This window comes from Segatella copri, assembly GCF_009494835.1.
In the GTDB taxonomy this organism is placed as follows: Bacteria; Bacteroidota; Bacteroidia; order Bacteroidales; family Bacteroidaceae; genus Prevotella; species Prevotella copri_F.
In genome coordinates, this window is sequence record NZ_VZBE01000013.1 from 156,546 (window position 1) to 177,662 (window position 21,117).

A 21,117-nucleotide genomic window follows, 5' to 3' on the forward strand; every position below is an offset into this window, starting at 1 on the left:
TTAGTAAAGCCGCTAAATGAAGGAAAAAGTTATTATATACCAGGTTCTCCCACGACTCTTCGGAAACCAGAATACAACCTGTAAGGAAAATGGTACCATCGAAGAGAATGGTTGCGGAAAGCTGAATAATTTCTCAGATGAAGTTCTGGCACGCATCCACGATATGGGATTTACACATATTTGGTATACGGGTGTGATTCGTCATGCCACTCAGACAAACTACTCTTCTTATGGAATTCCTACTCAGCATGCAGAGGTAGTGAAGGGAAAAGCAGGTTCGCCATATGCTATTACCGACTACTATGACATCGATCCAGACTTGGCTGTGAATGTCAGTATGAGAATGAAAGAGTGGGAGCAGCTGATAGAACGTACTCACAAGGCAGGGATGAAAGTAATCATGGATTTCGTTCCGAACCATGTAGCCCGAGAGTATCATTCCATTTGCAAACCAACAGGTGTACGGGATTTGGGAGAAGATGATGATCCGAACATGCACTTCTCTACCAAGAATAATTTCTATTATGCATGGGGCGATTTGGATTTGAATGAAATCCGTCAATCCAAACCAGAGTTCAAGGCTTTTTCTGTGAAAGATGCCAAGATTTATGAACCTTATACCGAGAGCCCAGCCAGAGCTACAGGAAACGACCGGTTTGATAACCGTCCTGGCTGTAACGACTGGTATGAGACCGTGAAACTCAATTACGGTGTAGATTACTGTGATGCAGGAGGCAGAAGCTATCATTATGAACCAGTTCCAAACACATGGGGCAAGATGACAGATATCCTCCTCTTCTGGGCAAGCAAGGGTGTAGATGGCTTCCGCTGTGATATGGCAGAAATGGTGCCAACGGCATTCTGGTCATACGCTACAGGAATATTGAAGGCGAAGTATCCTCACATCGTGGTTATCGGCGAGGTTTACGATCCTAACCAGTACCGCAACTATGTAAAGGCTGGTTTCGATTATCTTTATGACAAGGTAGGAATGTATGATTGCCTGCGTGGCGTGGTTCGTGGTGAGCGTCCGGCAGCCAGTATCACTCACGAGTGGCAGGTAGTGGATGATATCCGCGATCACATGCTCTATTTCCTTGAGAATCATGATGAGCAGCGCATCGCCAGCGATTTCTTCTGTGGCTCAGCCATGAAGGCGATTCCTGCTGCAGCCATGAGTCTCTTCTTCCAGAAGAATCCTTTCATGTTTTACAGCGGTCAGGAATTCGGCGAGAAGGGAATGGATAAGGAAGGATTCAGCGGCACGGATGGCCGTACCACGATATTCGACTATTGGAGTCCTGAAACTCTGACACATGCCTATCAGGATTCATCTGACTCGGCATTGAGTCAGGAGCAGAAGTATCTGGCAGCCACTTATCGTCAGCTTCTTCGCTTCGCCAATGAAGAGAAAGCCATCCGCGAGGGTGAGACCTTCGATTTGATGTATGTGAATCCGGGTTCTGAGAATTTCGATCCCCGTACCAATTTCGCCTTCCTTCGCAAGAAGGATGATGAAGCTATGCTCATCGTACTTAACTTTGCTCAGGAGGCGCGCCAGTTGCAGGTTTGCATCCCTGGTCATGCTTTCGATTTCTTCCATATTGCTGAAGAGGAGGTGCTGGTAACAGAACTGTTCTCGGGTGGCAAGAAGAAGGTTGAGTTGAAGAAGGATGGCGTATTCCCGATATCAATGGATGTTAACGGAGTAAGAATCTATAAATTCAATGTCAAGATGGAGGAAAGTGATATCATATTGAATGAGCATCATAAGGAGGAGTTCCCTCCTGCTCATACGGCAGAGCATCTGCTCAATCAGTTGATGGTTCGCCTGTTTGGCTGTGAGCGCAGCCGCAATGCACATATTGAGCGCAAGAAGAGTAAGATGACCTTCGTAGTCGATCACAAGCCTACCCGCCAGGAGGAGAAGGAGATTGAGACGGAGATGAATCGCCTGATAGAGCTTGATATGCCTGTTACTTACGAGTTTGTGGATCGTGACCATATTCCGGCTAACGTCAAGTTAGACCGTCTGCCGGATGATGCGAGCGAGACCTTGCGTCTGGTTCGTATCGGTGATTATGATGTTTGTCCATGTATCGGCAAGCATGTCCGTTCTACCGCCCAGATTGGCAAGTTCGTATTGCTTGGTACCAATTGGGATGAGCATGCGCATTCTTTGCGTATCCGCTTCAAGATTGTTCAGTAAAATAAAATGAGCAGCAATGGAGTAGTAGCCATTGCTGCTTTTTTCTTTTATAATTACTGCTTTCTTCTTTCCTTTTCTTTCGTGCACATAAAAGTTTTTTCTCGAAAAAAGTCTCAAAGTCTCATTGTTTGTGGCTAAAACCGATGTATATGATTGATATGTAATTGTTTATAAAAATGAGACTTTTCTGTTTATTTTACAAAGAAGTATCATAGAAGTATCATAAATTCAATAGAAGTATCATAAAATTCAGGTAAGTTGCTTGCAAAAAAGCCTTTTTGAGGATTTATGTCTAGAAATACAGGCACAAAAACTAAGAAATGTCTAGTATTTCAGTTTTATAAAATTGCTAGTGTCTACCTTTCTAGTTTATAAAGTATGCAAATATTAACTAGGAATAAGATGGAAAACACAGACAACTGTAGTTAGGAATAAGCACATAGGTTGGTCTCTTAGTGCCCGTCACACGGGCACTAAGGGATCAAGTGACGGGTATCGATAGACCAAGTGTTGGGTACTCATTGCCCGTACTGTGGGCATTGAATGCCCATTTCATGGGGCGATTTTTGGGTACTATTTTGAGCAAGCTAATTGTAGTTTTTCTATATTTAGTTGACTATAATTTCGTGTTTTTTTTATGATGCATCATGGTGATTTAATGATACTTCTATTGAATTTATGATACTTCTATGATACTTCTTTGTAAATATATTTGGAAGTATCATTTTGTAATTCATTATGTATCAGTGATATATTTGCAAATAATGATACTTTGAGACTTTTTTCAAGAAAAAACATTTATGTGCGAGGATAAAGGGATGGGCGAATCTGCGTCATTTGTAAGCGGCTCTCACCCAGAAGAAGGTTGCCGAGTTTACTGGGCTTGGCTTGACCACCATCCACAAGTTTGAGAATGGTACAGCGGGCAATCTTTCGCTTTCCACTTTTCTCCTCTTGCTGAAGGTGGTGGGGCAGATTGATGCTATAAATGATGTGCTTCCAGAACTTCCTCCATCACCTTATCTGATGAGAAAGGATGAGAAGAAAGCGCAGAGAATACGTCATACAAAACGATGATAGATAGATCAGTTCCATAGAGTCGGCTATCAACGCTCAGTATCCAATCTTTCGGAGTCGATGCTCAGAGATTTGGTCGCGAAATTTCTGGTGAGATAGAAGAAAAGTGATTAAAAATAGAAAAAAGGAAAGAAAAGTGAGGCTTATATGCAAATTTTCCCCAAAAACTTATGGCTATGTCGGGAAAGTTTTGTAATTTTACAGCGGATTTGGTGTATGCCATCTCCAAGACATATTAGAATATAAAGAGGCGTTATGCTTATCTTGTACATGAAAACGTAGGAAACTTTCATAGGATACAAGGATGGCATAGTGGTTCTCACGCTATAGCGTGGGCTGCTATTTCCATATCTGTATCCTGGGCTTTTCCTACGGCCTTCATGTAAGACATGGCATAGTCAGCGCCACGCTTTTTGTATATGAAAGTTTAACTAATAAATAACGAGATTATGAAAGTAATTTTAAAGAAAGCCGTTGTGGTTGTTACCATTGGAATGATGGTAATGCTACAGTCTTGTTCTAGTAATGACGACCTGGATGGTTACACTCCTACTAATTTTAATGTAGGTGGTAAAGTAGAAAAAGGTCCTTTTGTTAGAGGTACAGCCATTCAAATGCAGCCTTTAGATGCTGACCTAGATGAAACAGGTGAGTCTTTTACTTCTACGATTACAGATAATGAGGGTACTTTTACTTTTGGATCTAAATTGTTAAAGTCACCCTATGTAAAACTGTCTGCTTCTGGATATTATTTTAATGAAGTAACTGGTGAACTTTCTAAAGGAACTTTGGCTTTAAATGCCGTTGCTAATCTTCAAAATGCGGCTGATGTGAATTTGAATATTCTTTCACATCTTAAGTATCAGAGAGTAATGGATTTGGTTTCTAAGGATGGTAAGTCGTTTAAGGAAGCAAACAATCAAGCTCAAGAAGAAGTTCTCAAGACTTTTGGTCTCGAAAAGTATGCCAAGACTGATGTTAATCATTTCTCAATTACTTCTGGTACAGATGAAGCTGCAGCTCTTATTGCCGTGTCATCTTTAATTCTGTACAATCGTTCTGAAGCACAAATTACTGAATATTTATCTCAACTTTCAGAAGAGTTTGCTGAGGATGGTAATTTCTCAGAAACTACCAAGCTGCAAATTCGTAAAGATATGTTCTCTTTGGAAAGCAAATTGCCTCAAATAGCAGAGAATATCAAGAAACGCTATCAAGAGATGGGTAAAGAGGTTGCCGTTAAGAATCTTATCTATTATTTCGATTGGGATGGAGATGGAACCGCAGGAAATGAAATTGCGCCTGAAAATCATCCTGTCAGTTTGGAAACAAATAATATCAATGTGCCTATGGAAGGTGGAAGCTATGAGGTAAAGGTGAATACAATTGTACCAGTTTACTTAGAGCGACCTAGTTTTTCTGGTGATGATATATACGATAATACTACTCCTGTTTTGGAAATTGGAATTTATGAAACCGGAAGTGGAAACGAACCTTGTATCAATTATACTAAAGAATTGAATAATAATATCTTAAAGGTGGTTGTAAAGGCTGCCTCCTTTAGGAAGGAACAAGCAGTTCCTATTCCTTTATATGATGGTATGGGTAATGAAGTAGCTCGCTTGAATTTAACTCAGCAAGCTAATCCTAATGCAGAAATCATAGTACCTCGACTCGGAAGTGAAGGCATCCGTTTGGTTTCTGAATTTATGGAGAGTTTGTCTGAAGCTATACCCCTTGAGGCGCAGATAAATTATCGTTATACAAAGATAATAAATGATCCTCGTTTTGTTGCTCCTATCAGTAGCAGTGAACCGAATATCCGTAATTGTTGGATTGATTCATACCAAGCGCTGAATATGATAGCAAGGCTGTATAGAGCAGACGCCATGTATAGAGCAGTATATTCTCCTTATCTGAATATATATCGAGATTTGTGCTACTATCAAATGTTGATTTGGTGGGGTGGTGTAGTTGTGATGCCTAATGCAGGTTTTGAAGGTTATGCAGATTCTTATGTTCCAAGAACATCCGAATCTAGTATTCTACAAATGCTGGAAGAAGAACTGGTAGAAGCAATAAGAAATTTGGATGAAAAGAAATGTGTAGCTTTTGCAACCAATGCCAATGATGCTCTGTTCGTATCAAAGGATGTGGCTCGTATTCTTTTGGCGAAAGTATATATGTACCAGCAAAAATGGGCTGCAGCTAGTGGTCTTCTCCAACAAGTTGTTGACAAAAATATATACTCTATGGAAAAAGTTCCAACAAAATATACATCTGAAAACAAAGATTTGATTTTGGCTTTGAAGCTTGGCAATAATGGGTCAAGAGCCTCTAGGGTATATGTAGACGGTAGTCCTGAAGAGGTAGTGCCTATCATGACTACTACAGATGTCATGCTTTTATATGCTGAATGCGAAATCCACTTGGGTAACAATGCAAAGGCTTCAAAATATATTTCAGAAGTGGGTAATATAAATGGCATTTCCGGAACAAATGTTTCAGTTAAGGGAATTAAGCAACTGAGGAAGTCTCTTAAATTGCAAGACTATTTTGCTTTCTTGAAAAGGAATGGTTTGGCGATGAAAGAACTCGGATTAGAAAAATATCAGTTGCTTTTACCTATTCCTCAAAATGAAATAAATATGAATCCAAATATGACTCAAAACCCAGGGTATTGATATACAAAAATAGGGAGCGTTGATATTTCATAACGTTCCCTATTTTCTTGAAATAGACTCTGGTAGTCTAGTCTGTAAAGTCTTATTTTATGATAACAATTAGCCCTAAGGCTCTGATAATTGGCTACAAAGATATTGAATACCGCAAAGGATTTTAGATAAGAATATGCCTGAACAGGGGCGGTAACTCGATTTTTAAGGCCGTTACCGCCCCGTTTCAAGCATGTTTTGTTGAATTGTGGTTCTATTTTTGCAGTGATATATTGTTAATAATCAGAAAAATGCTTGTTTTCTGAAATATTATCTGTATCTTTGTACATTAATTATTAAGAGTAAGATTATGGCTTCAAAGAGATATCCTTTGGGAATACAAACGTTCTCCGAAATCGTGAAGGGGAATTACTTCTATGCTGACAAGACGGCTATCGTCTATCAGTTGGCTCATTATGCCAAGTTTCATTTTCTGAGTCGCCCACGCCGATTCGGAAAATCCTTGTTTGTATCTACTCTCAAGGCCTACTTTGAAGGTAAGAAAGAACTGTTCAAGGACCTTGCCATCGAACAGATGGAGAAGGAATGGACGGCATATCCTGTCATCCACTTGGATCTGAGCTGCGGTAAATATTATAGTTTGGAGAATACATATTCAATTCTAAACGGAATACTAGAAGTAGAAGAGAAAAAATATGGTTTAAAGGTTAATCCGATAGATGAGAAGTCTTTTGGCTCACGTCTCAAGAATATATTGCTTGCAGCAGCTGCTCAAACCGGTAAACAAGCTGTTGTTCTCATCGACGAGTATGATGCTCCAATGCATGATTCTGTAAGTGACGAAGAGTTGCAGAAGACCATCCGCAACATCATGAGAGATTTCTTCAGCCCCTTGAAGCAGCAAGAGGGAAACATTCGCTTTGTATTCATCACAGGCATTTCCAAGTTTAGTCAGCTCAGCATCTTTAGTGAATTGAACAATCTCAAGATTCTCACGTTGAAGGATGAATACAGTAGCTGTTGTGGTATAACCAAGAGTGAATTGACTCAGTATTTCCGTGAGGGTATCGAGGAGATGGCTGAACATAATGGGCTTACTTATGAGGAGACCTTAGAGCAACTCAAGCAGCATTATGATGGCTACCACTTCAGTATCAATAGCGAGGATATCTTCAATCCTTACAGCATTATCAATGCTTTGGACGATAAGGAGTTTAATAGCTATTGGTTTACATCTGGTACGCCTACGTTCCTGATAGAACTGATGCAGCAGAAGAATTTGGATATGATGGACTTAAATGATATCTGGGCTAGAGCTAAACGCTTCGATGTTCCTACTGAGACGATTACTGACCCTGTGCCAGTCCTTTTCCAAAGTGGGTATCTTACGATTAAGGGATATGACAAGCAGTTAGGTATGTATTACCTTAGTTTTCCTAATCAAGAAGTTAGACAAGGTTTTTCGGAAAGCCTTTGCCTATATTATACCCCTTCAGAGGTAGGCGAACTTGATGCTATCGTATATGCTTATAAAAAGAATGTGCTCATCAATGACGACATGGGAGCCTTTATGCCTCATTTGAAGGCATTCTATGATAAGTTCCCATATACGATTATCAACAATAATGAGCGTCACTATCAAGCCGTGATATTCACCATCTTCACCATGCTTGGCGAAGATGTGAAGGTGGAGCATACCACTTCGGATGGAAGAATAGACCTTGTGCTCAAGACGGATAAGAGTATCTTTATCTTTGAGTTGAAATATAAGAAGTCTGCCGACATCGCCATGGCGCAAATCAGCGACAAGGACTATGCCAAGGCTTTTGCCGATGATGGGCGAAAGGTTGTGAAAGTGGGTATTAACTTCTCGGAAAACCAGCGAAGTATAGAGGATTGGGTGATAGAATAAATGAAATAGAAGAAAGTTGGTGACCTTCATCAGGTGTATGTCACCACACTATATAGATAAAATATATCTGAACAGGGGCGGTAACTCGATTTTTAAGGCAGTTACCGCCCCATTTCAAGTATGTTTTGTCCTTTTGTACAGTCGCAGAACTTAGATAATCACCGCCGTTCCGCTGCATGTTACCATCAGCATGGAACCGCTGTTGCCTACGGTTTCGTAATCCAGGTCGATGCCCACGATGGCGTTGCAGCCCAGGGATGCGGCACGGTCGGCCATCTCTCTGAGGGCTGTATCCTTAGCCTCGCGAAGTGTGCTTTCGTAAGAACCGCTTCTGCCGCCGATTACATCACGGACACTGGCAAAGAAATCCTTTACAAAGTTGGTACCGATAATGGTTTCGCCGGTCACTACGCCACGGTATTCACGGATAGGGTGGCCTTCTATTGTTGGAGTGGTACTTAAAATCATAATCTTTTCCTTTCTTTTTTATGTTATTATCAATGTTATTTATAGCTTAGACGATAAAAGTAGAGAAAAGGTTGCAGAAAATCCAAAAATAATTGTTACTTTTGCATCTGAAATATAAATATTTATAGGTTATATGAACAAGAGATTGATGTTTTCGGCAGCACTCGTGATGGCGCTGCTTTCGGCAAACGCTCAGAAAAGGGCGTTTACCATCGAGGATTTGTACAGGGTGAAGGGCGTATCTTCGGTGAGCCTTTCGCCTGATGGTAAGACGGTTTGCTATACCGCCAGTTCTTCTGACCTGAAGAACCAGAAGTCTGGCTCCGATATCTACATCATGAATGCGGATGGCTCTCACGCCAAGGCTCTTACCGAGGATGGAAAGAGCAGTTCTGCCGTATGGAGCAAGGATGGAAAGAGTATCTTCTTTACTAATTATGAGAAAGGGACAGCTCAGATCTTTCGCATGGATCTGACTACCTGTGAGACGGAACAGGTAACTGATTATGAGTTGGGTATCGGTAGTCCTGTCATCTCTCCGGATGAGCGATACATTGCCTTTACCGCAGAAGTATATCCCGACCTGGGAGCTGATGCCAAGGCTAACAAGGCCCGGATGGAGAAAAAGGAGCAGGGACCTGTACAGGCGCATATCGCCGACAAGTTGCTCTACCGTCATTGGACGAGCTATAATGATGGCAGATGCAATCACCTTATCCTTTTCGACACACAGACGAAGACTTACAAGGATCTGACTCCGGGCAATTATTCGCTGATATTCGTGGTTGGGGGTGGAATCACCTATCAATTCTCTCCTGACAGCAAGGAGATCTGTTTTGTATCCAATCATGATGAGCATCAGGAGGCTAGCACCAATGCCGACCTGTGGACGGTATCTGTGAATGGGGGAGAACCGGTCTGCATCACGAAGGAGAACAAGGCTTGGGATGGTACTCCAGCCTATTCGCCTGACGGCAAGTATATCGCTTACCGCTTGCAGCAAGTGCCTGGTTATGAGTCTGATCGCTTCCGTCTTGCTATCTACGACCGGGCTGCAAAGAAGTCTACCATCCTGACAGAGAAGTTTGACAACTGGGTAGATGATTACAAATGGGCTCCCGACAGCAAGAGTATCTTCTTCCTCGGTCAGGTACAGGGCGCTGAGCCGCTCTACAAGCTCGATATAGCCAGAAAAACCATCTCGCCGGTATTGACGGGCAAGGCCATCTCGGAGTTTGATTTCGACAATAAGGGTATGGTATATTATACCTATAGCACGACAGGCAAGCCATCGGCTCTCTATCGCCAGCAGATGAAGAAGTGGAATGGAACTCCTGTAGCAAGCGGCAAGGAACAGCAGATTACCTTCCTCAACCAGCAGTTGGAGGATGAAGTGGATATCCGTCCATCTGAGAGTATCTGGGTAGATGGCGCTGGTGGTGACAAGGTACAGGTATTCATCGTAAAGCCACACAACTTTGATGCCAGCAAGAAATATCCGCTTATCATCAATGTGCATGGAGGACCACAGATGCAGTGGATGAATTCCTTCCGTGGCGACTGGCAGGTTTATCCTGCTGCCGGTTATGTGGTGGCTTATCCTAATCCTCACGGTTCTACGGGATATGGTCAGGCCTTTACCCGTGCCATTTCCGGTGACTGGGGCGGAAAGGTATTCGAGGATGTAATGAAGGTTACCGATAAATTGGCAACCCTGGAATATGTTGATTCTACCAGGATGGGAGCGATGGGATGGTCGTATGGCGGCTATATGATGAACTGGCTGCAGGGACATACCAAGCGATTCAAGTGTCTGGCTTCCATGATGGGCGTATATGACTTGCGCTCTATGTGGGGCAGTACTGAGGAAGTATGGTTTCCTAACTTTGAGTTAGAGGGACAGCCTTATAATTCCGATCTCTACGAGAAGTGGTCACCATCCTCATACATCAAGAACTTCTCAACACCAACCCTCGTGATGACGGGCGAGCTGGACTATCGTGTACCGTATACCCAGAGTTTGCAGTATTTCACAGCCTTGCAGACCCTGAACATTCCTTCGCGACTGATAGTCTTGAAGTATGATGGTCACTGGCCAAGCAACCTGAAGTCGATGCCGCTCTATTACAATGCGCACCTCGACTGGTTCCATCGTTATCTCGGCGGTGCTCCTGCACCTTGGGATACAGAGAAGATGGTGAATAATGAGATAGAGTACTAAAATGCCCTATATATAATAAGGTGTAGAAAAACAAAATAAAAAAGCTCCATTCGCAAACTGATACGAATGGAGCTTTTTTCTGATAATTAAAACTTACTTTGTTTCCTGTTCTTCCTGCATGTCCAGATACTGGTTGTCCTTGTCGTAGAATTCGTACTGGAGGAATGCCAGTTTCTGTGAAGGAATCACATTGAAGCCGAAACCATACTTAAACTGCCATCTGCGCTTCAGGGAAATGAAACCCTTGTTGATGAAGGCAGCCACGTAAGGATTCACATACAAAGTGAATTTCTTGACGCCGATCTTGTTGACTAGGCGGTCGATTTTTCTTTCCAACTGGTCGGTGAAGAGGATGCTAGACTTGATCTTGCCCGTACCGAAACAGGTAGGGCAGGTTTCATCTACATTCACATCCATAGCCGGACGTACACGCTGGCGTGTAATCTGCATCAGTCCGAACTTGCTCAATGGCAGGATGTTGTGCTTGGCACGGTCCTTCTGCATGTTCTTGCACATGCGCTCATAGAGCAACTGTCGGTCTTCGGCAAGATTCATGTCGATGAAGTCGACAACAATGATACCTCCCATATCTCGGAGGCGCAATTGTCTAGCCAACTCATCAGCAGCGCCGAGGTTAACATCCAGTGCATTTGCTTCCTGACCTTTCTCACGAGTTCTGTTACCACTGTTTACATCGACAACGTGCAAGGCCTCGGTGTGCTCAATGATGAGATAAGCACCGTGCTTGTAGTTAACAACACGACCAAAGCCAGCTTTAATCTGCTTGGTAATGCTGAAATTGTCGAAGATAGGCACCTTACCGGTGTAGAGCTTAACTATGCCCGCCTTTTCAGGGGCTATTAGAGAAACATAGTTCTTCACCTCGTTCATCACATCTTCGTTGTTCACGTAGATGTTCTCGTAAGATGGGTTAAACAAGTCACGCAAGAGAGCAACGGCTCTTCCGGTCTCCTCGAATGCAAGTTGCGGGCGCTGCTGGGTCTTCTGTACCTTGGCGATAGCATCCTCCCATCGCTTCACCAGGACTTTCAGCTCAGCATCGAGCTCAGCGACCTTCTTACCCTCAGCCACAGTGCGGACGATAACGCCGCAATTCTTTGGTTTGATGCTGTGAATGAGTTGTTTGAGTCGGGAGCGTTCTTCACCGCTTTTAATTTTCGACGAGACAGAAACTTTATCACCGAATGGCATGAGTACCAGGTATCGGCCCGCGAATGAGATTTCGCCTGTGAGTCGAGGTCCCTTGGTAGAGATTGGTTCCTTTACGATTTGTACCAGCACTTCCTGTCCTGCTTTGAGTACATTCTGTATGCTGCCGTCCTTTTCCAATTCAGGCATTTTGCTGGCTTTAGAGAATGGGAAAAGTTTCTTTCTGTCGCTCTGTACTTGTTTAAGGTACTTCTGGTAGGAATTAAAATGACTTCCTAGGTCAAGATAATGAAGAAAGGCGTCGCGTTCATAACCTACATCCACGAAGCAGGCGTTAAGACCCGGCATCAGTTTTTTTACCTTTGCGATGTAGATGTTGCCCACAGAGAACGATGCCTCACGAGGTTCGTTCTGGTATTCCACCAGCTGCTTGTCCTCCATGAGTGCGATAGAGATGTCTTTCTGTTGGACATCAATTACAACTTCGCTTGTCATATCTTCAATAATCTTTTAACTTTAAATTAATACAAAAAAAGGGTATGTCATTCCATATCAGAACTGACACACCCCCTCAGTCACGAACTGACCGAGAGCTATAGTAGACTAGCTACAATGCTAGCTTACTTGCTCTTATGTCTGTTCTTACGTAATCTTTTTTTACGCTTGTGAGTAGCCATCTTGTGGCCCTTCTTTTTCTTTCCGTTTGGCATGATTTTAAAATTTTAAAATATTGTTATTATAAAAAATGATATTTCTCTCTTTCTGTCCAGCAGTATTACTGAGCGTTCTGCATCTCCTCGATGAAGCTCTTTGATGGCTTGAAGCTTGGTAAGTCGTGAGCTGGAATGGTGATGGTTGTATTCTTAGAGATGTTACGGGCAGTCTTAGCAGCACGATGCTTGATGTTGAAGCTGCCGAAGCCACGCAAGTATACATTGTCCTTCTTTTCGATGAGGCACTTCTTAACCTCTTCCATAAAAGCCTCTACTACAGTACCTACTTCTTTCTTAGGCATACCAGTAGCGATAGCTACCTCATTAATGATATCTGCTTTGGTCATTTCTTTATTTTTTACTAATTTTACTTGTTATTCTTTATTTCGGTGTGCAAAGATACAAGTTTTTTATGATATAACAAAATACTTAAGGCTTTTTTTGCAAAAATAATGCTCTAAGTATTTGCATATAAGGTTTTTATTGCGTATTTTTGCACCAAAATAGAGAAATTATGAGATTTAAGAGATATTTTTTGGCTTTGATGATGGTTGCCTTTCATGCATTGGCGTTGACGGCTGGGGAGGTCTGGACGGCGAAAAATGTACCGATTCCTTTCCTCAGGGATTCTACGCAATATGTTTCCGACCCGGATGGATATGTTGATAAGGCTCAGAAGGATTCTGCCAATTTCTATCTTCAGAAACTGAAGTTGGAGTGTGGCGTACAGAATGTGCTCATCATTGTGGGAAAGGTTGACAACCAGGATGCCTTTCGGATGGCGCAGGATGTGGGCAACCAATATGGTATCGGTTACAAGAAGAGTCGGAGAGGACTGGTTATCGTCATCGCGGTGGAGGATCATAAATACTTTATTGCTCCAGGAAGTGGACTGGAGGGGGAGTTGACCGATGTGGACTGCGATGATATTGCTCGGGCTTGCATCGTGAAGTATATGCGTGAAGGCAATCCGGGCGAGGCAGTAGCATCTGTGAGCCGTGCTATATATAATAAGGTGAAAAGTGGACGGACGGGAATTGCGGATGTTGATGAAGGTTCGGTTAATGACGAAGAGGACTGGTTCCTGGTCATTATCCTGTTTCTTATCTTCTTCGGTATTCCTATCTATCTGTTTATCAGGTATATTCTGGAGATGCTCGGTATTGTGAAGCCAAGACCGAAGAGCAATCAGAGAAACCAGTCTCGTAGGAGAAACAACGATGACGACTGGATACCTCCTTTCTTTATGGGAGGTGGCGGTTCTTCCGGCGGCGGTTTCTCGGGCGGTTCTTTTGGCGGAGGTACCTTTAGCGGAGGTGGCTCTGGCGGAGGATGGTGATGACTGATTATAGTTAATAGTTTATAGTTAATAGTTTATAGTAAATAATTAATTAATAATAATGACAATGGAACAGACAATGAATTCAAACATGCAACCGGCAAAGAGAGGTATAAAGAAAAGTTGGATTATCCTGGGCATCGTAGTTGTGCTGGTACTATGGATGTTCAGTGGTTATAACGGATTGGTAGAGAAACAGGAGTTGGCTACCACAGAGTTGGCTAATGTTCAGACTCAGTATCAGCGTCGTGCTGATATGATGCCACAGTTGGCAAAGATAGTAAAGGCTTATGCCAAGCATGAGAAAGAAACCTTTGCCGAGGTAACCAAGGCTCGTGCTGCTGTTGGTCAGGTAAAGCTGGATGCCAATAATCTTACTGAGGCTAGCCTGAAGAAATATGCTGCTGCACAGGGTGAGTTGGCGAATGCATTCTCCAAACTGATGGTAGTAGCCGAGAAATATCCTGAGTTGAAAGCCAGCGAGAACTTCAAGGCTCTTCAGGTTCAGGAAGAGGGTACGGAAAACCGTATCAGCGAGGCACGCCGCAAGTATAATGAAGCCGTTCAGAACTATAACCAGACGGTTAGAAAAATGCCAAGTGCCCTTATCGCCGGCCTCTTCAATTTCAATGTGATGCCTAAGTTTGAGGCAGCAGCAGGAACTGAGAAGGCGCCAGATTTGGATATCTAATTTAGAATTGATCATTAAAAATCCTGTTTTTCAATGGGATTAATAGATTTGTTATCTAGTCAATGGGAACGAGAAGTGTCCCATTGGCTAGATTTTCTGTTTTATGTGCTTTCAATTTGAAAGTAACTTAATATTTTATATATATTTTGTATTTCAGATGTTTTTTATTTCAGAAATTCTTTGTATCTTTGCACGCAATTTAAGAAATATGGTAGAAATACCGCAAACATTGAAATTTCAATAAGGTTAATTACAAATATGAAACAAACAAAGATTGTCGCTTCCATCAGTGATCGTAGATGTGATCAGGATTTTATCCGAAAACTGTTTTTTGCCGGTATGAACGTTGTTCGTATGAATACTGCTCATGCCACAGAAGAGGGTATACGCACCATCGTAAAGAATGTAAGAGCCGTGTCTCCACATATTGGTATTATGATTGATACCAAAGGTCCTGAGGTGCGAACTACAGGTGTGAAGGAACCTATCCACTACAATGTTGGTGATGTAGTGAAAATCTTTGGACGTCCGGAAATGGAGTCTTCTCATGATATTGTGAATGTGAGCTATCCTGACATCGCAGCCGATGTTAAGGTAGGTGATGATTTGCTCTTCGATGATGGTGAACTCGATATGAAGATTATCGACAACCAGGGCCCTATGCTGGTTGCCGAGGTTCAGAACGAGGGAGTGCTCGGGGCTCACAAGAGCGTGAATGTGCCAGGAGAGCATATCGACCTGCCTGCACTGACAGAGAAAGACCGCCGAAATATTGAACTCGCTATCGAGTTGGATATTGATTTCATCGCTCACTCTTTTGTGCGCAATGCAGCCGATGTGAAGGCAGTTCAGGATATCTTGGACGCTCACAACAGTGATATCAAGATTATCTCTAAGATTGAAAATCAGGAAGGTGTTGATAATATTGACGAGATTATTGATGCCTGCTATGGTATCATGGTTGCCCGTGGTGACCTGGGTATCGAGGTGCCAATCGAGAGAATTCCAGGCATCCAGCGCCGCATCATCTCTAAGTGTGTGAAGGCGCAGAAACCGGTAATCGTAGCAACACAGATGTTGCATACCATGATTAAGAATCCACGTCCTACCCGTGCAGAGGTAACCGATATTGCCAATGCTATCTTCTATCGCACCGATGCGCTGATGCTTTCTGGTGAGACAGCAAGCGGTAAGTATCCTGTAGAAGCAGTGCAGACCATGGCCCGTATTGCTGAGCAGGCAGAGAAGGATAAGTCTCCACTGAATGATATTGATCCAATGGAAGATGGTAAGATTGACCAGAAACTCTTCCTAGCTCATGCTGCTATTGAGGCTACTAAAAAGTTGGGTGTTGCTGGTATTATTACCGATGGCGAGACCGGTCAGACTGCACGCGACCTGGCAGCCTTCCGTGGTCCAAATCCGGTATTGGCAATCTGCTATAAGGAAAAACTCCAGCGCTGGTTGAATCTGAGCTATGGTATTATTCCAATTCATCAGAAGGATCAGGTTTCTACCAAAGCTATGTTTACTGCTGCGGTACGTATGCTTCGCCAGAAAGGCTACTTAGGTGAGGAGGATAAGATTGCTTATCTGAGCGGTAGCTTTGGAGAGGGTGGAGGCACAACCTTCGTTGAGATTAATAAAGTGAAGAAGATTTTCGATAACAGTTATAGCTTTAATTTGCCATCAAATGGCATCGAAGATAAGTAAAAAAGGCTATTATTTCAAAAAAAAATAGACGTAAATAGAATTATTGGTGCAAAAATTTGCAGTATTCAAAAAAATACCGTAATTTTGCACCAATATTTTAAAACGAAAATTTTAGAAAATGAAGAAACTCGTTAGTTCAGTTTTAGTCGCTTTGGCTATGCTCTTAGTACTTGGCAGTTGTGGAAGTACTAAGAATGTAGCTTATTTCCAAAATGCAGATTCTATCAGCTTGGCTGCTTCAAGAATGCTTTATGAAGCCAAGATTATGCCTAAGGACGAACTTACAATTACAGTAATTACAACAGATCCAAAGGCTGCCATGCCTTTCAACCTCTCTGTCTCTCAAACATTGGGTACAGGCGGACAGCTGAGTTATGGTAGTGGTTCCCTGCAAGGATATCTGGTTGATAATGATGGTAATATTGAGTTTCCTGTTGTTGGAACCTTGCATGTCGGTGGTTTGACCAAGAAACAGGCTGAAGATCTCATCAAGAATAAGGTAAAGCCTTATCTGGCAGAAAAAGAAAATCCAATTGTTACGGTTCGCATGGGCAGTTACCATGTATCTGTATTAGGTGAAGTAGAAAAGCCAGGAATTATTTATGCTCCACAGGAGAAGATGAGTATTCTTGAAGCTTTGGCACAGTGTGGCGACTTAACTATCTATGGTAAGCGTGACAATGTATTATTGATTCGTCAGGATGCAGCAGGAGAGAAGCATACTTATCGTATGAACTTGAATGATGCAAATATTATTAATTCACCATTCTATTATCTGCAGCAGAATGATATTATCTATGTAGAACCAAATAAGGTGAAAGCTCAAAACTCATCTATCGGTTCATCTACTACATTGTGGTTCTCTGCCGTTGGTACATTGATTTCTATCGCATCATTGATTGTCAATATCTTGCGATAGCAGGTAATAGGTGGGAGTAAAATCAGGATACTACAAAAATAATAATATATATATGTGTGGCATTGTAGGATATTTAGGTAAGGGTGACGCTTATCCAGCCCTCATCAAGGGCTTGAAGCGTCTGGAGTACCGCGGATACGATTCTGCGGGAGTTGCCCTTATTGGCAATGACGGCTCTTTGAATGTATATAAGGCAAAGGGCAAGGTGGCAGATCTTGAAGCGTTCTGCTCTGATAAGGATATTTCGGGACATGTGGGTATTGCTCATACTCGTTGGGCTACCCATGGAGAGCCTTCAGCTGTAAATGCTCACCCGCATTATTCCTCTAGCAAGAACCTTGCCATGATTCATAATGGAATCATAGAAAACTATGCCGATATCAAGAAGAATCTCATTGCTAAGGGAGTAGAGTTTAAGAGCGAGACGGATACTGAGGTTCTCGTTCAGCTGATTGAATATATTCAGATAAAGAAAAATCTCGACTTGCTGACTGCCGTTCAGGTGGCTCTCCGTCAGGTAATCGGAGCCTACGCTATCGCTATTCTTGATAAGCGTAACCCTAATCAGATCATTGCTGCCCGTAAGCAGAGTCCGTTGGTTGTAGGTATCGGAAAGGATGGTGAGTTTTATCTCGGTTCTGATGCCAGTCCTATCATCGAATATACAGATAAGGTGGTTTATCTGGAGGATGGTAACATTGCTGTGATGCGCCTCGGTGAGGAATTGCAGGTGGTGAACATCCAGAACGTTAAACTCAACCCTGAGGTACAGACCGTAGACATTGATCTCGGTCAGATAGAGAAGGGCGGTTTCCCTCACTTTATGTTGAAGGAAATTTTTGAGCAGCCAGAGTGCCTTCGTAACTGTATGCGTGGCCGTGTAGTTAGCCGCACAGTGGAAACTCGCGTAATGACTGATGGCGACGATACAACCAGCAAGAAGGAGACTGAGATGGGTGTCGTGCTTAGTTCCATTACCGACCATCGCCAGCAGCTTCTCAATGCCAAGCGAATCATTATCGTGGCTTGTGGTACATCATGGCATGCCGGACTTATCGGCAAGCAGATGATAGAGAACTATTGCCGCATCCCTGTGGAAGTGGAATATGCATCTGAATTCCGTTACCGTAATCCTGTGGTAACGAAGGATGATGTGGTCATCGCCATTTCCCAGAGTGGTGAAACCGCTGATACCCTGGCTGCCATCAAGCTTGCCAAGGAGAGCGGTGCGTTTATCTATGGTATCTGTAACTCCATCGGTTCTTCCATCGCACGAGAGACAGATACAGGTACCTATATTCACGTAGGTCCGGAGATTGGTGTTGCCTCTACCAAGGCGTTCACTGGTCAGGTTACCGTCCTTATCCTTCTGGCACTTGCCATCGGTAAGGAGAGGGGAACCATCAGCGAAAATGAATATCAGAAGATTACAGAACAGCTTTGGAACATTCCTGCCAAGATGAAGGAAGTGTTGAAGCTCAACAATAAGATAGCTGACTTGAGCCGTACGTTTACATACGCTCGCAATTTCATCTATCTGGGCCGTGGATTCCAGTATCCTGTGGCTCTTGAGGGTGCATTGAAGTTGAAGGAGATTAGCTACATCCACGCTGAGGGTTATCCTGCAGCGGAGATGAAGCATGGCCCTATCGCATTGATTGACAGCGATATGCCAGTGGTAGTTATTGCTACCCACAACTTCATGTACGAGAAGGTCTTGTCTAATATCCAGGAGATTAAAGCCCGTCAGGGTCGTGTTATTGCTATTGTCAGCAATGGCGATGAAACCATTTCCAAGATTGCCGACGAAGTGATTGAACTCCCTGAGACCTTGGAGTGCCTGGAGCCATTATTGGCTACCATTCCTTTGCAGCTCTTGGCTTACCATGTAGCTGTATGTAAGGGCAAGGACGTTGACCAACCTAGAAACTTGGCCAAGTCAGTTACTGTAGAATAATATATAAAGGGATTCGTCATTTCTTGACGTTTCCCTTTTTTTGGAGGGGGATCCCTCGGATAGGTATATTCAAATTTAACTAAATAAGATAAGGATAATAGAGAGATGGAACCATTGAAACATGAGTGTGGTGTAGCAATGATCAGATTGCTCAAGCCACTGGAGTATTACCAGCAGAAGTATGGTACTTGGATGTACGCACTCAACAAACTCTATCTGATGATGGAGAAGCAGCACAACCGTGGCCAGGAGGGTGCTGGTATGGCTTGTGTCAAACTGGGCGGTAAGCCTGGTCATGAGTATATGTTCCGTGAGCGTGCAGAGGGCAAGAATGCCGTGACCGAAATCTTCGGCAAGGCGAATGCCAACTTCAAGAGCCTGACTCCCGAGCAGCTTGCTGATGCAAAGTTCGCTAAAGAGGAACTGCCTTTTGCAGGCGAACTTTATATGGGACACCTGCGCTACAGTACCACCGGAAAGAGTGGTATTCAGTATGTGCATCCATTCCTGCGACGTAACAACTGGAAGGCGAAGAACCTCTGCCTTTGTGGTAACTTCAACATGACCAACGTAGATGAAATCTTCGAGGAACTTACCAAGCAGGGCCAGAGTCCTCGCATCTACAGCGACACCTACATCATGCTTGAACTGATGGGCCACCGTCTGGACAGAGAGGTGGAGCGCAACTTCGTAGCTGCTAAGGCGATGGAGATGCAGAATACCGATATCACCAACTATATAGAAGACCACGTGAAGATGAGCAATGTACTCAAGACCACGATGAAGAACTTTGATGGCGGTTATGTGGTTTGCGGTATCACCGGTTCGGGTGAAATGTTCTCTATGCGCGACCCTTGGGGCATCCGTCCTGCGTTCTATTACAAGAACGATGAAATCGTGGTAGTAGCCAGCGAGCGCCCTGTACTCCAGACCACCTTCGACCTGGAGGCTGAGGAAGTGCAGGAACTGATGCCGGGCACGGCGCTTCTCGTGAAGAAGAACGGAGAGTGCAGCATCGAGCGCATCATGGAGCAGAAGGGCGATTCAGCCTGCTCATTCGAGCGCATCTACTTCAGTCGTGGTTCCGACAAGGATATCTATAAGGAGCGTAAGCAGTTGGGCGAGCAGTTGACCCAGCCTATCCTGAAGGCTGTGGATTATGATGTAGACCACACCGTGTTCAGCTATATCCCGAACACTGCCGAGGTGGCTTACTATGGCATGTTGAGCGGTTTCAAGAAGTATCTTAATGAGACCAAGATAGAGCAGATTGCCAACCTCGACCATGTTCCATCAAAAGAAGAATTATACGAAATCCTCGGCGACTTCGTCCGCTCAGAGAAGATAGCATGGAAGGATATCAAACTCCGTACCTTCATCACCGAGGGCAACAGCCGTAACGACCTGGCGAGCCATGTGTATGATGTAACCTACGGAAGCATCGAGCCGAATGTGGATAATCTTGTCATTATCGATGATAGTATCGTGCGTGGTACTACCCTGAAGGAGAGTATTCTCCGCATCCTCGACCGTCTGCATCCTAAGAAGATTGTAGTGGTTTCCAGTGCCCCTCAGATCCGCTATCCGGATTACTACGGCATCGATATGGCAAGACTGGAAGAGTTCTGCGTCTTCCGTGCTGCCATCCAGCTTTTGAAAGAGCGCAAGATGGAAGACCTTATCGAGCAGACCTATGAGGCTTGCAAGGCAGAATTGGCAAAGCCAAAGGAGGAGCAGATCAATCCGGTACGCTCCATCTACAAGCCATTCAGCACCGAGGAAATCAACGAGAAGATTGTTGAGATGCTTCGCCCAGAGGGCATGACTACTCCTATCCAGCTTGTATTCCAGAGCATTGAGGGCTTGCGCGAGGCGATTCCAAACCACAAGGGCGACTGGTATTTCACCGGTCATTATCCAACCCCAGGCGGCACGAAGCTCTGCAACCAGTCGTTTGTAAACTACATCGAAAACGTTTATCATAAATAAGTGAATAGAGAAGAACGAAGAGTGAAGAATTCATTTGCTCTTATAAGTATGAAATAAAAGAATC

Annotated in this window: 12 protein-coding genes and 2 pseudogenes; 11 read left to right on the forward strand and 3 right to left on the reverse strand. The window is 43.5% G+C overall.

The window, feature by feature from the left end; genetic code table 11:
• Window positions 1-16 precede the first annotated feature (16 nt).
• The 4 genes and pseudogenes from F7D47_RS02735 (at window position 17) to F7D47_RS02750 (ending at window position 7,873) form a co-directional block, all read left to right on the forward strand.
• The gene (locus F7D47_RS02735; protein ID WP_153086317.1) at window positions 17-2,209 is read left to right on the forward strand and encodes an alpha-amylase family glycosyl hydrolase; all 2,193 of its coding nucleotides are present in this window, start codon (window positions 17-19) and stop codon (window positions 2,207-2,209) included.
• A gap of 849 nt (window positions 2,210-3,058) precedes the next feature.
• Window positions 3,059-3,286 (forward strand): annotated as a pseudogene (locus tag F7D47_RS02740) (helix-turn-helix domain-containing protein); the annotation flags it as partial.
• A 449-nt stretch (window positions 3,287-3,735) separates the two neighbouring features.
• Entirely contained in the window at window positions 3,736-5,970 is a 2,235-nt protein-coding gene (locus tag F7D47_RS02745; protein WP_153086474.1) for a RagB/SusD family nutrient uptake outer membrane protein, read from the forward strand.
• 340 nt (window positions 5,971-6,310) lie between these two features.
• Complete coding sequence (locus F7D47_RS02750; protein WP_153086315.1) at window positions 6,311-7,873, forward strand: ATP-binding protein; 1,563 nt, start codon at window positions 6,311-6,313, stop codon at window positions 7,871-7,873.
• A 150-nt stretch (window positions 7,874-8,023) separates the two neighbouring features.
• Here F7D47_RS02750 and F7D47_RS02755 read toward each other — a convergent pair whose 3' ends face one another.
• Complete coding sequence (locus F7D47_RS02755; protein WP_006847412.1) at window positions 8,024-8,341, reverse strand: heavy metal-binding domain-containing protein; 318 nt, start codon at window positions 8,339-8,341, stop codon at window positions 8,024-8,026.
• A 133-nt stretch (window positions 8,342-8,474) separates the two neighbouring features.
• On the opposite strand from F7D47_RS02755, the gene F7D47_RS02760 reads away from it, so the two are divergent.
• Window positions 8,475-10,562 (forward strand): S9 family peptidase, encoded by a 2,088-nt coding sequence (locus tag F7D47_RS02760; protein ID WP_153086314.1) that lies wholly within the window; start codon window positions 8,475-8,477, stop codon window positions 10,560-10,562.
• Window positions 10,563-10,655: 93 nt separating this feature from the next.
• On the opposite strand, the gene F7D47_RS02765 is transcribed toward F7D47_RS02760, so the two are convergent.
• Both F7D47_RS02765 and F7D47_RS02770 read right to left on the reverse strand, forming a co-directional pair.
• Entirely contained in the window at window positions 10,656-12,227 is a 1,572-nt protein-coding gene (locus F7D47_RS02765; RefSeq protein ID WP_117692278.1) for an Rne/Rng family ribonuclease, read from the reverse strand.
• A 280-nt stretch (window positions 12,228-12,507) separates the two neighbouring features.
• Window positions 12,508-12,804: pseudogene (locus F7D47_RS02770) on the reverse strand (HU family DNA-binding protein); the annotation flags it as partial.
• 155 nt (window positions 12,805-12,959) lie between these two features.
• On the opposite strand from F7D47_RS02770, the gene F7D47_RS02775 reads away from it, so the two are divergent.
• The 6 genes from F7D47_RS02775 (at window position 12,960) to F7D47_RS02800 (ending at window position 21,053) form a co-directional block, all read left to right on the forward strand.
• On the forward strand, window positions 12,960-13,784 hold the full coding sequence (locus F7D47_RS02775; RefSeq protein WP_117727874.1) for a TPM domain-containing protein: 825 nt from the start codon (window positions 12,960-12,962) through the stop codon (window positions 13,782-13,784).
• Between the two features lie 67 nt (window positions 13,785-13,851).
• Complete coding sequence (locus F7D47_RS02780) at window positions 13,852-14,475, forward strand: LemA family protein (RefSeq protein ID WP_228113423.1); 624 nt, start codon at window positions 13,852-13,854, stop codon at window positions 14,473-14,475.
• Between the two features lie 258 nt (window positions 14,476-14,733).
• Window positions 14,734-16,188, forward strand: coding sequence for a pyruvate kinase (pyk, locus tag F7D47_RS02785; protein WP_022121475.1), 1,455 nt, complete (start codon window positions 14,734-14,736; stop codon window positions 16,186-16,188).
• A gap of 118 nt (window positions 16,189-16,306) precedes the next feature.
• The gene (locus F7D47_RS02790; protein WP_153086313.1) at window positions 16,307-17,107 is read left to right on the forward strand and encodes a polysaccharide biosynthesis/export family protein; all 801 of its coding nucleotides are present in this window, start codon (window positions 16,307-16,309) and stop codon (window positions 17,105-17,107) included.
• A 52-nt stretch (window positions 17,108-17,159) separates the two neighbouring features.
• A complete protein-coding gene (glmS, locus tag F7D47_RS02795; RefSeq protein ID WP_006847422.1) occupies window positions 17,160-19,064 on the forward strand; it encodes a glutamine--fructose-6-phosphate transaminase (isomerizing) in 1,905 nt (634 codons plus the stop codon).
• 105 nt (window positions 19,065-19,169) lie between these two features.
• Entirely contained in the window at window positions 19,170-21,053 is a 1,884-nt protein-coding gene (locus F7D47_RS02800; RefSeq protein WP_006847423.1) for an amidophosphoribosyltransferase, read from the forward strand.
• The last annotated feature ends 64 nt before the right edge of the window (window positions 21,054-21,117 follow it).

Bases quoted from the DNA above. Each gene is read 5' to 3' on its own strand.
- F7D47_RS02735 (WP_153086317.1), top strand. From the start codon at position 17: ATGAAGGAAAAAGTTATTATATACCAGGTTCTCCCACGACTCTTCGGA.
- F7D47_RS02745 (WP_153086474.1), top strand. From the start codon at position 3,736: ATGAAAGTAATTTTAAAGAAAGCCGTTGTGGTTGTTACCATTGGAATG.
- F7D47_RS02750 (WP_153086315.1), top strand. From the start codon at position 6,311: ATGGCTTCAAAGAGATATCCTTTGGGAATACAAACGTTCTCCGAAATC.
- F7D47_RS02755 (WP_006847412.1), bottom strand. From the start codon at position 8,341: ATGATTTTAAGTACCACTCCAACAATAGAAGGCCACCCTATCCGTGAA.
- F7D47_RS02760 (WP_153086314.1), top strand. From the start codon at position 8,475: ATGAACAAGAGATTGATGTTTTCGGCAGCACTCGTGATGGCGCTGCTT.
- F7D47_RS02765 (WP_117692278.1), bottom strand. From the start codon at position 12,227: ATGACAAGCGAAGTTGTAATTGATGTCCAACAGAAAGACATCTCTATC.
- F7D47_RS02775 (WP_117727874.1), top strand. From the start codon at position 12,960: ATGAGATTTAAGAGATATTTTTTGGCTTTGATGATGGTTGCCTTTCAT.
- F7D47_RS02780 (WP_228113423.1), top strand. From the start codon at position 13,852: ATGGAACAGACAATGAATTCAAACATGCAACCGGCAAAGAGAGGTATA.
- pyk (WP_022121475.1), top strand. From the start codon at position 14,734: ATGAAACAAACAAAGATTGTCGCTTCCATCAGTGATCGTAGATGTGAT.
- F7D47_RS02790 (WP_153086313.1), top strand. From the start codon at position 16,307: ATGAAGAAACTCGTTAGTTCAGTTTTAGTCGCTTTGGCTATGCTCTTA.
- glmS (WP_006847422.1), top strand. From the start codon at position 17,160: ATGTGTGGCATTGTAGGATATTTAGGTAAGGGTGACGCTTATCCAGCC.
- F7D47_RS02800 (WP_006847423.1), top strand. From the start codon at position 19,170: ATGGAACCATTGAAACATGAGTGTGGTGTAGCAATGATCAGATTGCTC.